The 13,227-nt window shown below is 65.1% G+C and carries 15 protein-coding genes and 1 pseudogene; 9 read left to right on the top strand and 7 right to left on the bottom strand.

What is annotated here, in order from left to right:
• The 4 genes and pseudogenes from VNQ78_RS04090 to VNQ78_RS04075 all read right to left on the bottom strand — a co-directional run bounded on the left by VNQ78_RS04090 (window position 1) and on the right by VNQ78_RS04075 (window position 2,191).
• Window positions 1–366 (bottom strand): rhodanese-like domain-containing protein, encoded by a 366-nt coding sequence (locus VNQ78_RS04090; RefSeq protein WP_325686921.1) that lies wholly within the window; start codon window positions 364–366, stop codon window positions 1–3.
• A gap of 27 nt (window positions 367–393) precedes the next feature.
• A pseudogene (locus tag VNQ78_RS04085) lies at window positions 394–1,308 on the bottom strand (MBL fold metallo-hydrolase); the annotation flags it as partial.
• Window positions 1,305–1,745 (bottom strand): DUF6691 family protein, encoded by a 441-nt coding sequence (locus VNQ78_RS04080; RefSeq protein ID WP_325686867.1) that lies wholly within the window; start codon window positions 1,743–1,745, stop codon window positions 1,305–1,307. The pseudogene VNQ78_RS04085 and the gene VNQ78_RS04080, both read right to left, overlap by 4 nt.
• Window positions 1,745–2,191 (bottom strand): YeeE/YedE family protein, encoded by a 447-nt coding sequence (locus tag VNQ78_RS04075; RefSeq protein ID WP_325686865.1) that lies wholly within the window; start codon window positions 2,189–2,191, stop codon window positions 1,745–1,747. Before VNQ78_RS04075 ends, VNQ78_RS04080 begins: the two co-directional genes overlap by 1 nt.
• Before the next feature lie 88 nt (window positions 2,192–2,279).
• Here VNQ78_RS04075 and VNQ78_RS04070 point away from each other — a divergent pair, with 88 nt between their 5' ends.
• Entirely contained in the window at window positions 2,280–2,594 is a 315-nt protein-coding gene (locus tag VNQ78_RS04070) for a metalloregulator ArsR/SmtB family transcription factor (protein WP_325686863.1), read from the top strand.
• A 239-nt stretch (window positions 2,595–2,833) separates the two neighbouring features.
• Here VNQ78_RS04070 and VNQ78_RS04065 read toward each other — a convergent pair whose 3' ends face one another.
• Together VNQ78_RS04065 and VNQ78_RS04060 are read right to left on the bottom strand one after the other, a co-directional pair.
• Window positions 2,834–3,523, bottom strand: a complete 690-nt coding sequence (locus VNQ78_RS04065; protein WP_325686861.1) for a thioredoxin family protein — start codon at window positions 3,521–3,523, stop codon at window positions 2,834–2,836.
• Window positions 3,520–3,768 (bottom strand): hypothetical protein, encoded by a 249-nt coding sequence (locus tag VNQ78_RS04060; protein WP_325686859.1) that lies wholly within the window; start codon window positions 3,766–3,768, stop codon window positions 3,520–3,522. The genes VNQ78_RS04065 and VNQ78_RS04060 overlap by 4 nt, the downstream gene beginning before the upstream one ends.
• Window positions 3,769–3,829: 61 nt before the next feature.
• Here VNQ78_RS04060 and VNQ78_RS04055 point away from each other — a divergent pair, with 61 nt between their 5' ends.
• Entirely contained in the window at window positions 3,830–5,074 is a 1,245-nt protein-coding gene (locus tag VNQ78_RS04055; protein ID WP_325686857.1) for an HTH domain-containing protein, read from the top strand.
• 9 nt (window positions 5,075–5,083) lie between these two features.
• Window positions 5,084–5,722, top strand: a complete 639-nt coding sequence (locus VNQ78_RS04050; RefSeq protein WP_325686855.1) for a glutamine cyclotransferase — start codon at window positions 5,084–5,086, stop codon at window positions 5,720–5,722.
• Window positions 5,723–6,064: 342 nt separating this feature from the next.
• Here the strand turns inward: VNQ78_RS04050 and VNQ78_RS04045 are convergent, their stop codons facing one another.
• A complete protein-coding gene (locus VNQ78_RS04045; RefSeq protein WP_325686853.1) occupies window positions 6,065–6,916 on the bottom strand; it encodes a DUF6635 family protein in 852 nt (283 codons plus the stop codon).
• Between the two features lie 413 nt (window positions 6,917–7,329).
• Between VNQ78_RS04045 and ssuD the strand changes: the two genes are divergently transcribed.
• From ssuD to VNQ78_RS04015, 6 genes are all read left to right on the top strand, one after another.
• Entirely contained in the window at window positions 7,330–8,496 is a 1,167-nt protein-coding gene (ssuD, locus tag VNQ78_RS04040) for an FMNH2-dependent alkanesulfonate monooxygenase (protein WP_349255695.1), read from the top strand.
• A gap of 4 nt (window positions 8,497–8,500) precedes the next feature.
• Window positions 8,501–9,961, top strand: coding sequence for an FAD/NAD(P)-binding protein (locus VNQ78_RS04035; protein ID WP_325686849.1), 1,461 nt, complete (start codon window positions 8,501–8,503; stop codon window positions 9,959–9,961).
• Window positions 9,962–9,995: 34 nt separating this feature from the next.
• Window positions 9,996–10,580 (top strand): NAD(P)H-dependent oxidoreductase, encoded by a 585-nt coding sequence (locus VNQ78_RS04030; protein WP_325686847.1) that lies wholly within the window; start codon window positions 9,996–9,998, stop codon window positions 10,578–10,580.
• A gap of 82 nt (window positions 10,581–10,662) precedes the next feature.
• Entirely contained in the window at window positions 10,663–11,436 is a 774-nt protein-coding gene (locus tag VNQ78_RS04025) for an ABC transporter ATP-binding protein (protein WP_325686845.1), read from the top strand.
• A gap of 134 nt (window positions 11,437–11,570) precedes the next feature.
• Entirely contained in the window at window positions 11,571–12,161 is a 591-nt protein-coding gene (locus VNQ78_RS04020; protein WP_325686843.1) for an ANTAR domain-containing response regulator, read from the top strand.
• Window positions 12,152–13,227 (top strand): ABC transporter substrate-binding protein (locus VNQ78_RS04015; protein ID WP_325686841.1); only part of this gene is annotated, 1,076 nt, incomplete at its 3' end. The genes VNQ78_RS04020 and VNQ78_RS04015, both read left to right, overlap by 10 nt.

The raw sequence follows: 13,227 nt of genomic DNA, 5'->3' as shown, positions 1-13,227 counted from the left end.
TCAGCTCTCGACCGGAAGGCCCCTGGCCTTCCAGGTTTCGAACCCGCCTTCGATGACCGAGGCCTTGTATCCCATGATGCGCAGGGTGTCGGCCACCAGCGCCGCGCGGGCACCGGACGCGCACAGAACATGAACGCATCCTGCCTCGCGCCGATCGGTCAGGCGCGGTTCCGCGGTCGTCGCGGTTGCATCGGCGCGGCTTTCCACCAGACCGCGGGGGATATTCAGGGCGCCGGGCACGCGCCCATGAGCCTCGAGTTCCCCCGACTCGCGCACGTCGAGGACGAGCGACCCTTCATCCCTGGCGGCATGTTCGGGCGAAATGGTTGCGACGCGGCTTAGCGCATCCGCGACCAGATCCTTCATCGTCGTGGCCTTCTTCTGTGGGGCGGGAAACCTGTTCACGGGGATCTTGAGATAATGGTTCCCGTCGCTTTCGGGTTCGGGCAGTCGGCCGCCGCGCAGGTTGACCTGCAGCGCAGCCAGAATCCGATCCGGCAAAGGCAGGGTGATGTCGCGGGCATCGCGGATTGCGATCCAGTCCTCGCGCCGGGTGCCGTCCTTGACGTGACGGTTCTCGGCGCGGTGGCGGGCGACCGTCGCCTCCCACATCGGCTCCTTGCGGCTGTCGGTGCCGTAGTCATGGCCGACGAACAGGCGCGTGTCACCGGGCAGGGACAGGATTGCCTGGATCGAATCCCACAGCTGTTCCGTGTCGCCGCCCGGGAAATCGGCCCGCGAAGTGCCGACATCGGGCTGCATCAGCGTGTCATGGACAAAGGCCGCATCTCCGCAGACATAGGTGACCGACCCCAGCGTATGGCCGGGCGACAGCATCACGCGCGCCTCGAGATCGCCGATGCGGAAGGTCTCTCCGGCCGTGAACAGATGGTCGAAGTTGTGGACCGGGTCGAAGATCCCCGGCAGGTTGTAGAGTCCGGCCCAGATCCCGGCGATGTCATGGACCTTCTCGCCAATGGCCGCCGGCGCGCCGGTGCGCTCCTTCAAGAGCGCCGAGGCCATGACGTGGTCGGCATGGGGATGGGTGTCCAGCACCCACTGGACCGTCAATCCGTTCTGCCGCACCAGATCAAGCACTTGGTCCATGCTTTCGGTCGAGAAGCGGTAGTTCTTGGGATCGAAGTTCCAGACCACGTCGATCAACGCGGCCTGTTTCGTTACGGGATCGGCACAGACATACTGGATCGAACCGGTATCGGGTTCGTAGATCCCCCAGACATCGGGGCTGCCAGCGCCGGTCGAGGGCGAATGGCGGACGACCCGCTCGGTCAGCTTGGACTTGCTCATGATGTCATTCCCTTTCCTTGCAGATAACCACCTGCCTTGACCCGGGCGCCAAGCCACAGGCCCGCCAGCATCGCGGGCAGAAAGATCAGCGTACCCGGCGCGAGGAGGGGAAGGGCGGTGAAGGCCGGGCCGGGGCAGAAGCCGCCGATCCCCCAGCCGATCCCGAACAGCGCCGCCCCGACAAGCAGAGGCCGGTCTATGGCGCGGTTCTTCGGAAGGTCGAAGGTCGGTTCCAGCACTGGCGCCCGGCGCCGCCAGACCAGGCGATAGCCGATGAACGCGGTCAGCATGGCCCCGCCCATGACGAAGGCAAGGCTCGGATCCCAACTTCCCGCGAGGTCGAGGAAGTTCAGCACCTTTGCCGGATTGGCCATGCCCGAGATCACCAGCCCCAGCCCAAAGACCAGACCTGACAGAAATCCCCACAATATCCGCATCATGCACCTCCCAGGATGTGGCGCAGTACGAAGACTGTCGCAAAGCCCGTCGCCATGAAGGCCGCTACCGCCGCGAAAGACCGGCCCGACAGCCGGGCCAACCCGCAGACCCCGTGCCCCGAGGTGCAGCCCGAGCCAAGGGCCGTGCCGAAGCCGACCAGCAGACCTGCAAGGGCCATGCCGGCGAAGTTGTCCGAAACGACCTGCTGCACTGTGCCGCCGAAGGCCACGATGCCAAGCGGCGCCACGACCAGTCCGGCCAGGAAAGCCCATCGCCAGTCGCGGTCTTTTGCCGCGCCGGGCAGTCCCATGGCCCCTTGGGCTATGCCAGAGATGCCCGCGATGCGCCCGAACAGCCCCATCACCATCACCGCGCTCAACCCGATCAGCATGCCGCCAAACAGCGAGGCCCAAGGCGTGAATGCAGTTTCGATCCCCATATTCATGCGCTTCCTCCGTAGTCATAGGGCACTTGCCCCAGGCGCCGTCGCGCTTTATATATTAAGCGTGCCTAAATCAGTCAATGCTAATATAATGGATATGAACAAACGTTCAACTCAAGCCTTGCAGGACCGCGCAGATTATGTCGCGGGGCGGCTGGCCTTGGTTGCCAATGCCAAGCGCCTGCTGATCCTGTGCGAGCTGGCAAATGGCGAACGCTCGGTAGGCGCGCTGCAGCAGGCCGTCGATCTGAGCCAATCCGCGCTGAGCCAACATCTGGCCAAGCTGCGCGAGGCTGGAATGGTCGACACCCGCCGCGAGAGTCAGACCATCTTCTACCGGATCAGCGACCCTGATCTGATGGTCCTGATGGCCGCGCTCTATGATGCTTTCTGCAAGGACGTTTGAGCAGGGTCTTTTCGGCCGCCGGGCTGGCATCCGATCCCGACATGGCAAAAAATCGCGGCGCAATCTTGCGCCGACCTGGCGATGAGAATGTCGCTGATTTGGTGAAGGGTTTCGTACCCTGATCCCGTGGTCATCTGTCCACTGATCGAGACGCCTAACGGTTGCCGTCCGATTGCGGAGCGGTCGCGCAGACGAGCGAATTGCGGAGCGGCGCTGCCGGCCGCTCCGCAAGGTTTCCGTCAGTACTCGTCGTGCAGGCGCACCCAGTTCATGGTGCCGGTCTCGTTGCGGCCCTTCGGGGTCAGATCGAGCCAGTTGAAGGCGCCGATCTGAAGCTCGTTGCCGCGATGGTAGGTCGAATAGGTGTGGAAGATGTCCCCGCTCTCATCCTTCGCAAAGATGCTTGTCCCGAACATGTCCGGGCTGTTTCGGATGACCGTCCCGTAATTATAGATGGCGCGGCCGGCCTCGCGATCCTCGGGGGTGAAGGAGACGGCGAAATCGAAGTTGAAGCTGTTGCGCGCAGAGGACAGCCAGGGAAAGGTCCACCTCATCCGTTTTTTCACCGCCTCGATCCGCTCTACCGGAACCCGCGAAATTGCGGCGAAGGAGAGGTCGGCTTGCTCGAAATGCTGCCGCGCTGCGTCGACGTGGTCGGCAATGAAGGAACAGCCCGAGCAGATGTGGTCCGATCCCGGTGTCAACATGAAATGGTAGATGGCCAGTTGGCTGCGACCGTCGAACAGGTCGCCAAGCGATCTCTCGCCGCTCGGGCCGTCGAAGATATAGGTCTTGTCGAGCCGGACCCAGGGAAGCTCGCGCCGCTGCGCCCGCAGCGCGTCCAGTTCGTGGGTCATGGCGCGCTCGCGGGCCAGCAGTGACTTGCGGGCGTCGAGCCATTCTTCGCGCGAAACGATTGCCGGTGTCATGGGTTATTCTCCGTTAATCTGGAATTGCGAGGGGAACCCGCCAAGCGGGCAATCAGCCGCAACCAGGGTGGCAGGTGAAAGACGCTCATCAGGAGGTACATCCCGGTCATGCCGCTCAGCGGCGAGGAGCCGGGTGCCGAGAGGCAGAGACCTCCTCCGTCCAACGCACTCATCACTGCCATCACCGCAAAGCTCGGCGATGCGGCCAGGGAGAGCCAACCCGCGTAATCCTTCGCCATTGTCATGTCTCGCCTCCTGCCTGATGGTGATGCGCAAGGTGAGGTTACGGCCGGTCGCGGACCGTGAGTGAGTAACAAACATGGCGGGATTGCGATGGATCCGGTGATCGGGGCTGCTGCACGGGCCCTTGCCTCGGGCGACGCATTGGGGGCCTTGAAGCGCGTGGCCCTGCGCGACGACCCCCATGCCCGCGCGTTGCGGGGGATTGCCATGGCGCAACTGGGCGATTTGCCGCGTGCCCGCGATCTGCTGCGCGACGCCGCCGGCGGTTTCGGTCCCGGCTCACCCCTGACGGTCGCCAGATGCAATCTGGCAATGGCCGAAATCTCGCTGGTGCTGCGCGATCTGGGCGGGCTGACGGAGCTGTTGCAGGACACGGGAAGCATCCTCGAGACACATGGCGACCGGTCCAACCTTGCCCATGCGACCTACCTGCAAGCGCGACTAGCCCTGCTTCTCGGTCGGTTGGATCAAGCCGAAGACCTTCTGTCCTCGATTGATCCCGCGATGGTGCCCGGCGTGTCGCGACCGGGCTATTGGCTTGTCGCGGTGGGCATCGCGATGCGCCGGGTCGAGGCCGGTGCAGCCCGTATCGCCCTGTCCCGGGCGGCCCATGCGGCGCGCCTTGCCTCAGTTCCGTCAGTGCTGGCCGAGGTGGAAACCGCCCGGCAAGCCCTCCGGGCACCGGCGGCCCGGCTGATCATCGAAGGAACGGAGCGCAGCCTTGGCCTCGCCGAGGTCGAAAAGGTTCTGGCCTCGGACCGGCTGGTGGTCGATGCGTGCCGGAACCTGCTGCGTCAGGGTCCGCATATCATGGATCTGAGCGGCCGACCGATCCTCTTCGGGCTGGTCCGCGCCCTGGCCGAGGCTTGGCCGAATGATGTCCCGCGCGAGCATCTGTTGCAGCGCGTCTTTCGCGCCAGGCAGGCCGATGACTCGCACCGGGCCCGCCTGCGGGTCGAGATTGCCAGGCTGCGCAAGATGGTTGCCCCTCTGGCCGGAGTTGCTGCGACGCGCCGGGGTTACACCCTGAAGCCGCAAAAAAGCATTCCTGCGGTCCTTGCCCCCCCGGTCGAGGGGCGGCATGCGGATATTCTGGCGCTTCTTGCCGATGGCGAATCCTGGAGCAGTTCGGGCCTCGCCCTCGCGCTGGATGTCAGTCCGCGCACGGTGCAGCGTATGCTTGATGCGCTGAGCCGGTCCGGTAAGGTCGAATGGTTCGGCCACGGCAGATCGCGGCGCTGGACATTCGCGGGGGTTCCGGGTTTCCCGACAGGATTGTTGCTCCCGGTGAGTACCCTTCGGGAGTAAGATGGAAACATGAAACACCAAGCCGAAATCCTCCGCGAATACGGTCCCTTTCCCGAGGCCGATGCAATCCACGGGGTCAGCTTCGATGGCCGGAGCGTCTGGGTCGCAACCGGCGATCACCTGCTCGCCATCGATCCCGAAACTGGCGCAGCCGGACAGATGCTCGATGTGCTTGCCGATGCCGGAACGGCCTTCGACGGCCGCCATCTCTATCAGATTGCGCAATCCCTGATCCGCAAGATCGACCCGGCCGATGGCAGGGTGGTCGCAACGATTCCGGCGCCGGGAGGCGGGCAGGCGTCAGGTCTGGCGTGGTCCGAGGGCTCGCTTTGGGTGGGGCAATATGACGGGCGGACGATCGTTCAGATCGATGCGGAGACCGGCGAGGTGCAGCGCGAGATCCGCTCGGACCGCTTTGTCACCGGGGTCAGCTGGGTCGAGGGCGAGCTCTGGCATGGCACATGGGAAAACGAGCAAAGCGAGCTGCGCCAGATCGACCCGCTCACCGGCGTCGTGCTGGAAAGCCTGAAGATGCCCGAGGGAAAAATCATCTCGGGTCTCGAATCCGATGGTGCTGAAAGGTTCTTCTGCGGCGGTGGAAACAGCGGCAAGTTGCGCGTCTTGCGGCGGCCACGGATGGCGAGATAGCCGTGGGTTCCCATGGGTAGGATCAGGCCGGAACATGGCGGCTTGAACCAGTTCTCGGGATGTTTGGAGGACATCGCACCCAAGTGACCAGCCCCGCCCGGGAGTGTCCCGATTTGCTGAAGGTTTCATGGCGGAACGCGCCATCGCGGGCGACAGCGTTGTGGATCTGCACGATCAGGCCTGCCCGCAGCGTCGTATCCGGCCATCGGAGTGCTCGACCGTGCCTTTCTGGCAAGCGTTGAGTTCCACCGAAGGTGGCTACAGCGATGCCCGATGCCGAAAACCTTCATCCTGACAAGCAGCGTCGTATCGCCATATTCCGCAACGATACCGCAGCGAAAACTACCGCCAGACCCGCCAGATCGAAGAGGCGATATCGCCCAGATCGCCAATCCGGGCCAGGATATGCTCGCGCTCAAGACCGGAGGCTTCCTGCCCCCGGTCCAGCCGGGCCAGCAGGCGAAGCAGGCGGCGCCGGTGGATGCCGGTCCAGACCTGAACAGGATCGGCGATGATCCCGGCAAAGGTCGTCACCAGAGACGCAATGACCGAAAGGACGATGCCCGTCAGGATGAGCTCCGTCGTGGAAAGGCTGCTCGGAAAAATGCCATACCAGAGGCCGCCCGCCCAGCGTCCCAAGGCGAAGCCGTCCACCGCCTGTGCATGCGCCCTCATCTCTGCGACCGGCAGGGCGAGCGAGAAGACGCCAAGCGTGGGCTGGTAGAACAGAAAGTATCCGGTCACGAGGACGAGCATCGAAGTGGTTATCTCGGACACCGCATTCCGGGTTTCAGCATAGCCGCTGATCGCGTTCTGGATCATCGGGGCGGGCGCTTGGGGGGCTGTCCCCATGGTTTCCAGACGCTCGACAAGTCCAGAAAGGTCCGTCCCGATCTGGCGGGCTATGTCGGTGGTCAGAAACACCTGCCGGGAGGCGAGCCAGGCAGAGGCGCGTCGCGCGCCGGACAGCCGAAGCAGCATCGCCACGATCCGCAGCAGCAGGAAGACCGGCGCGAGGGTCACATTGACGGGCGCCCGGACAAGATCTGCGCCAATGGCCGCGCGGTGAAGCCTCAGCGTGCCACGCGGACCATAACGCTCGCGGACGAAACGGCGCACCTCGTTCTCGCGCCGGGTCATCGGGCGGCTATCGGCTGGCGCGGGCGCCAATGACCTCGTTTCCGCGGGAAGCATCCGGCTGTTCCTCGGCGTTGAATTCCTTCCCCGACAATCTAGGGCGCCATCGCCGCAGGCTCAACCGGGCCTGTCGGACTGATGCCCTTCCGACCAATCACAGCAGCCTCATAATTGGGCAATCTCATACGGCCGTCGGAGGAGACATGAGATATATTCGTGTTATTACAATATGATGTCGGAAGCTTGCGGAAATTCGGAACGGTTTTCCGGCACCCCACGCGCCGTGGAAACCGCCTTCCATCCGGCATCCGAAGGTGGGGAAACCTGTCCTCAAATCAAGCAAACCTTTAAATCTCTATATACTCAGTAGTGATTTGGTGTATTCTCCTGCTGTGCCCAGGCGCGCGAATTGAACTGCCAAGCTGCTAGATGAGGAAAGGACGGACATGGCCATCCCCACTCCCCAAAGGATCAAGGTTCTCTGGTTCCTGCCTACCCATGGCGATACCCGCTATCTGGGAACGGCGGACGGAGGGCGGGCGGTGAATCTGCCTTATCTGCGCCAGATCGCTCAGGCAGCCGATTCGCTGGGCTATTATGGCGTTCTCCTGCCGACCGGCCGCAGTTGCGAGGACAGCTGGGTCGTGGCCGCGGCGCTCGCCTCGCAGACCGAGCGGCTGCGTTTCCTCGTCGCGGTGCGGCCGGGCCTTCAATCCCCTGCGCTTGCCGCTCGCATGACGGCGACGCTTGATCGCCTTTCGGGCGGACGGCTGCTGATCAATGTCGTGACCGGCGGCGATCCGGTCGAGAATGCCGGGGACGGCATCCACCTCGACCATGCCGAGCGTTACGAGGTCACGCGCGAATTTCTCGACATCTACAAGGCGCTTCTGGCCGGCCAGACGGTCAATTACGAAAGCAAGCATTTCAGGATCGCCGACGGCAAGCTGCTGTTCACCCCGCTGCAGGAGAATGGCCCCCAACTCTATTTCGGGGGCTCCTCGGATGCGGCGAACGAGGTCGCGGCCCGGCAGGTCCACAAATATCTGACCTGGGGCGAACCCCCGGCGCAGGTGCGCGAGAAGATCGAGGGCGTGCGTCGGCTGGCCGAGGCGCAGGGACGCGAGGTCAGCTTCGGCATCCGCCTTCACGTCATCGTTCGCGATACCGAGGCCGAGGCATGGGCGGCGGCGGACCGCCTGATCAGCAGGCTGGACGACCAGACCATCGCCAGAGCGCAGGAGACTTTTGCACGAATGGATTCAGTCGGTCAGCGCCGCATGTCAGACCTGCATGGCGGCAGCCGCGACAAGCTGCTTATCAGTCCGAACCTCTGGGCCGGCGTTGGTCTGGTGCGCGGCGGGGCAGGGACCGCGCTGGTCGGTGATCCCGAGACCGTGGCCGAGCGCATCGACGAATATCGACGGATCGGCATCGATACCTTCATCCTGTCGGGCTATCCCCATCTTGAGGAAGCCTACAACTTCGGCGAGCGGGTCTTGCCGCTTCTCCCGCTGGATCACGAGATCCCGAAGGCGGATCTCGACGCAAATATGGGCCCTTTCGGCGAGACGGTCGGCAACGACTATCGCCCGGTCCCGGCCAAACCACGGCCGGTTCTGGTGACGGGAGGTTAAGGCGATGAATATGGTTCAATCTCCGCGCCTTCGTGTCGTCATCATCGGCGGCGGCTTCACTGGCGCCTCGCTTGCCTGGCAGCTTGCCCGCATGGAAGTGCCGGCAATTATCACCGTGATCGAACCTCGGGCAGAGCTGGGGCGCGGGCTGGCTTATTCCACGACGGACCCATCGCACCGCATCAACGTCCCCTCGTCGCGCATGACGGTGGACCCGGAGCGGCGGGACGATTTCGCGGAATGGATCGCCGAGGCCGAGGCTCAGGGCCGGATCAACCCGGATCCCGAAAGCCTGACCGCGACGGGTGAGAGCTTTCCCCGCCGCGCGCTTTTCGGCGAGTATGTCGGCGACCGGCTTGCACCCCATCTGCGCGCCGGACGCATCCGCCATATCCGCGCCCGCGTCGGCGATATCGAGCGTGCGCCCGACGGGGCTTTGGTTCTGCTGCTGTCTGATGACAGCCGGATGCGGGCCGATCTTGTCGTGCTGGCGACCGGGCATCCTGCCCCCGCGGTGCCCAAGGTGTTGGCTGGTCTCAGCGGCTCACCCGAGCTGATCGCCGATCCCTATGACCCCGCCCGTATTGCGGCGGTGCGCCGGGATGCGCGGGTTCTTGTCCTTGGTGCGGCACTTGGTTCGGCCGACGTGATCGCGGCGCTGGAGAGGCAGGGTTTTGAAGGCAGCGTCACCTGCATCTCGCGCCACGGGCTCCGCTCGCGCGCGCATGGAACGATCGTTCACGACTGCCAGCAGGATTTCGTCGATCCGCCCATCACCAGCGTGGCCGAGCTGCTTCGCAGGGTCCGCCATTCGATCGTCGATGATCTGGCGAAGGGACAAAGCTGGCACGCCACCATGTTCCGGCTGCGTGCGCAGGGCCAGCAGATATGGTCGGCACTGGATGATGCGGGCCGCTCGCGGCTGCTCAGGCATCTGCGGACCTTCTGGGACGTCCATCGCTATCGGCTTGCCCCGCAGGTCAGCGACCTGCTCGATGCTCTCGAGGCCGAGGGGAGGCTGGAATATCAGGCCGGCCACCTGATCGCCGCCCAACGCGAATGGAACGGCGTCCGCGTCACCTGGCGTCCGCGCGGAGGACAGGATCTTGTCAGCGGCGTGTTCGACCAGATCGTCATCACCACCGGACCGGCCCAGGGGCGGTCGATCGACTGGAACCCCGCCTTGGGGGCGCTGGCCCGGCTGGGATTGATCACGCCCTGTCCGCTTGGACTGGGCCTCGCGACCACGGATACCTGTCGCGCCATCGACGCGCAGGGCAAGGCCAGCGAGCGTATCCTGATCGCCGGCCCCCTCGCGCGCGGCCACGTGGGTGAGCTGGTCGGCGCGCCGGAATGCGCGGCCCATGCCCGTGCGCTGGCCCACGAGATCGCGCGGCGCGCGATCCTTGCCCCGATCCTGCGCCATTCCGGCCTGCCCGATGACAGAGCCGTCAATCTGGCCTGATGGTCCTATCCAAACCAACCTGACAGGAGATCACATGTCGACCCTGACGATAGCCGGCTTTGCCGGCAGCTTTTCCTCGCCCTCGCGCACTCGCGCGCTTGTCGAGCATGCGGTTGATCTTGCGGCGGACCGCTACAATGCCGTCGGCCATGTCTTCGACCTTGGCGAACTTGGCCCGTCGCTGGGTGCTGCGCGCCAGCTTGGCGACCTTGAGCCCGAGGCGCTGGAACTGGTGACGTCGCTGATCCGCGCGGATGCCCTCGTCATTGCCAGCCCGGTCCACAAGGGCAGCTATAGCGGCATGTTCAAGCATGTCTTCGATCTGCTTGATCCCGGCATGTTGCATGGCAAGCCGATCCTGCTGGCCGCAACCGGCGGCGGCGATCGTCACGCCCTGATGATCGAGCACCAGCTCCGCCCGCTTTTCGGCTTCTTCGAGGCGCAGCCATTGGCGACCGGGATCTATGCCTCTGACCGCGACTTCGTCGGTGGCAAGCTGGCCGACGAGGCCGCGCGGGCGCGCCTTGGCCGGGCGGTCAACCAGTTCGCGCCGTTCTTTGCCGATTATCCCGTCCCGGCCTCGCCAGCAGAGGCCTCGCCAGTTCTCCAGGCGCTTTGAAAAGGCCGCGACGCCATGACGATATTGAACCGCCGCATGGCGCCTGCACCCGCGCGCCGTGCCCTGAAATGGAGCCCCGCTCATGCTGAACGCTGAAACCATGTCGAATGCCTTTCCTCTGCCACCGATGCTGCGCGACAATTCCGGCGCTGCGGTGAAGGTTCGCAATGTCTCGCGCAGTTTCGAGGGCAACCGCGTTTTGAACAATCTGGACCTCAACGTGCGCCCGGGCGAGTTCGTTTCGGTCCTGGGCAAGACCGGATGCGGCAAGTCGACCCTGCTGCGGCTGATCGCGGGGCTGGATCAGGCCACGGCAGGCAGCGTGACCATTGACGATACCCCCGCCGAAGAGGCAGGCGACCGGCTGCGCATCCTGTTCCCGAAACCGCGATTGCTGCCCTTGGCCTCGGTCGAGGAGAATGTGGCGGCGGGCCTGCAAAACGGGCCGGATCCCGGGTCGGTTGCCGAAACGCTGGCGCTGGTCCAGCTCTCGGACGAGGCCGGTTTCCGGCCCGCCCAGCTTTCGGGGCATCAGTGCCAGCGCGTGGCTCTGGCGCGTGCATTGGTCGGCCACCCGCAGCTTCTCCTCCTCGACGAGCCGCTGGGGGAGCTGGACGCACCGACCCGGCTCGCTCTGCAGAGCCTGATCCGCGACATTCATGCCAAGGCGGGCTTCACCACCATCCTTGCAACCCATGACGTTGCTGAGGCCGTGGCGCTTTCCGACCGGGTCATCGTCCTCGGTCAGGGTGGTATCACCCACCGCGTCGACATCCTGCGCGTTGGCCCGACCAGTCGCGGCAGCGCCGAACTTGCCGCGATCGAGGCCGAGATCATCGACGCCATATTTGCCTGATTATTGAACCCGACGGCGGCCGGTTGCACAATGCGACGGCAACAAGGCCGCCGGCCTCGTGCTTCTCGGCAGGCTCCGCGTTGCCTTTTGCGCCGCCACAATGGCAGGGCAGGGGCAAATCCGTCGGGCGGGACATGGAAAAGCGTCTTTCAATCATCATCGTTGAGCCGGACAAGGAACGCGCCCTGCCGATCGTCGACGGCCTGCGCGAGGTCGGCGACCACGACATCCGCATCATCTCGGAGGAGACCGGCCTTGCCCGGCAGATTGCCGAGCATCGACCGGATGTCGTCCTGATCGACCTCGCCAATCCGTCGCGCGACATTCTGGAGGAACTGGCCCTCGCCTCCGGTCCGACCGAACGGCCGGTCGCCATGTTTGTCGATCGCTCGGACGAGCAGCTGACGCGGGCCGCGATCGAGGCCGGAGTTTCCGCCTATGTGGTCGACGGGCTGCGACCCGACAGGATCAAGCCGATCCTCGACGCTGCCATCGCGCGGTTCCACATGTTCCAGCGGATGCGGACCGAACTTGCCGCCACCCGCGCCGCGCTGGAGGAACGCAAGATCATCGACCGCGCCAAGGCCGTCCTGATGAAGGCGCGCGGCATTGACGAGGAAGCGGCCTATGCCCTTCTGCGCAAGACCGCCATGGATCAGGGCAAGCGGGTTGCCGAGATCGCCCAGCAACTGGTGATGGCGGCGGGGCTGCTGACATGCCGCTGACCCGGTTGCGCCTTGGTTATCTGCCGCTGATCGACGCCGCGCCGCTGGTCATCGGGCACGAGATGGGCTTCGCGGCCGAGGAAGGGCTGGAGCTGGACCTCATGCGGCTGACCGCATGGGCGCAAAGCCGGGACATGCTGGGCGCGGGGCTGATCGACGCGGCGCATATGCTGGTCCCCATGCCCATCGGACAGGCGCTGCGGCTTGGCCCGGATCTGCCACCCTTCGATCTGGTGATGTTTCTCTCGCATGGCGGGCAGGCCTTTGCCGTCAACAGCAGGATCGAGACGCGGTTGCGCGCCCTCGGGCATGGCTTTGATTTCGCGGATGCGCGCGCGGCGGGCGAGGCACTCCGCCGCGCGGTGCCGGGTGTCCTGCGGGTCGGCGTGCCCTTCACCTTCTCGACCCAGTTCGAGCTGGTGAGCCATTGGCTCGGAGCCTGCGGCTTCTCGCATGACGAGCTTGAACTGGTCACCGTGCCGCCCCCGAAAATGGCCGATGCCGTGGCCGCGGGCGAGGTCGATGCAATCTGCGTGGGCGAGCCATGGGCCTCCTTCGCTGTCGAGCGCGGGGTTGCGGCGCTGCTGCTGCCGGGAATTGCGATCTGGGCCGCGCCGCCCGAAAAAGCGCTGGTCCTGCGCCGCGATTTCACCGAGGCCCGGCCGGACGAGACTGGCGCGCTGATGCGGGCGCTCTGGCGGGCGGGTCGCTGGCTCGATGATCCTGCCCATCGCGGCACCGCGGCCGAGATCCTGTCGCGGGCCGAATATCTCGACCTGCCCTCGGAACTGGCGGAACGGGGGTTGGCCGGCAAGCTGATGGTCGCCTCGGGCGGAGAGATGCGCGGGGCGCCCGGCTTCATCGCCTTCAATGCCGGTGCTGCGAGCTTTCCGTGGAAAAGCATCGCCGCGCTGATAGGGGGCAATATCGCGCGGCGGCGCGGCATTGATCCCGCATGGGCGATGCAGGCGGCGATGGCGCATTTCCGCACCGATCTCTACCGCCAGCACCTCCGCCCGGCCGGTGCGGCGCTGCCCGGCGCGTCGCTGCGGCTGGAGGGGATGCT

This window comes from Paracoccus sp. (in: a-proteobacteria), assembly GCF_035556475.1.
GTDB lineage: Bacteria > Pseudomonadota > Alphaproteobacteria > Rhodobacterales > Rhodobacteraceae > Paracoccus.
Note: the sequence above shows the minus strand (reverse complement) of the source record. Positions and strands in the feature narration are given on the sequence as shown.

Bases quoted from the DNA above. Each gene is read 5' to 3' on its own strand.
- VNQ78_RS04035 (WP_325686849.1), top strand. From the start codon at position 8,501: ATGAATATGGTTCAATCTCCGCGCCTTCGTGTCGTCATCATCGGCGGC.
- VNQ78_RS04030 (WP_325686847.1), top strand. From the start codon at position 9,996: ATGTCGACCCTGACGATAGCCGGCTTTGCCGGCAGCTTTTCCTCGCCC.
- VNQ78_RS04080 (WP_325686867.1), bottom strand. From the start codon at position 1,745: ATGCGGATATTGTGGGGATTTCTGTCAGGTCTGGTCTTTGGGCTGGGG.
- VNQ78_RS04050 (WP_325686855.1), top strand. From the start codon at position 5,084: ATGAAACACCAAGCCGAAATCCTCCGCGAATACGGTCCCTTTCCCGAG.
- VNQ78_RS04045 (WP_325686853.1), bottom strand. From the start codon at position 6,916: ATGCTTCCCGCGGAAACGAGGTCATTGGCGCCCGCGCCAGCCGATAGC.
- VNQ78_RS04065 (WP_325686861.1), bottom strand. From the start codon at position 3,523: ATGACACCGGCAATCGTTTCGCGCGAAGAATGGCTCGACGCCCGCAAG.
- VNQ78_RS04070 (WP_325686863.1), top strand. From the start codon at position 2,280: ATGGATATGAACAAACGTTCAACTCAAGCCTTGCAGGACCGCGCAGAT.
- VNQ78_RS04060 (WP_325686859.1), bottom strand. From the start codon at position 3,768: ATGACAATGGCGAAGGATTACGCGGGTTGGCTCTCCCTGGCCGCATCG.
- VNQ78_RS04075 (WP_325686865.1), bottom strand. From the start codon at position 2,191: ATGAATATGGGGATCGAAACTGCATTCACGCCTTGGGCCTCGCTGTTT.
- VNQ78_RS04025 (WP_325686845.1), top strand. From the start codon at position 10,663: ATGCTGAACGCTGAAACCATGTCGAATGCCTTTCCTCTGCCACCGATG.
- VNQ78_RS04020 (WP_325686843.1), top strand. From the start codon at position 11,571: ATGGAAAAGCGTCTTTCAATCATCATCGTTGAGCCGGACAAGGAACGC.
- VNQ78_RS04090 (WP_325686921.1), bottom strand. From the start codon at position 366: ATGAAGGATCTGGTCGCGGATGCGCTAAGCCGCGTCGCAACCATTTCG.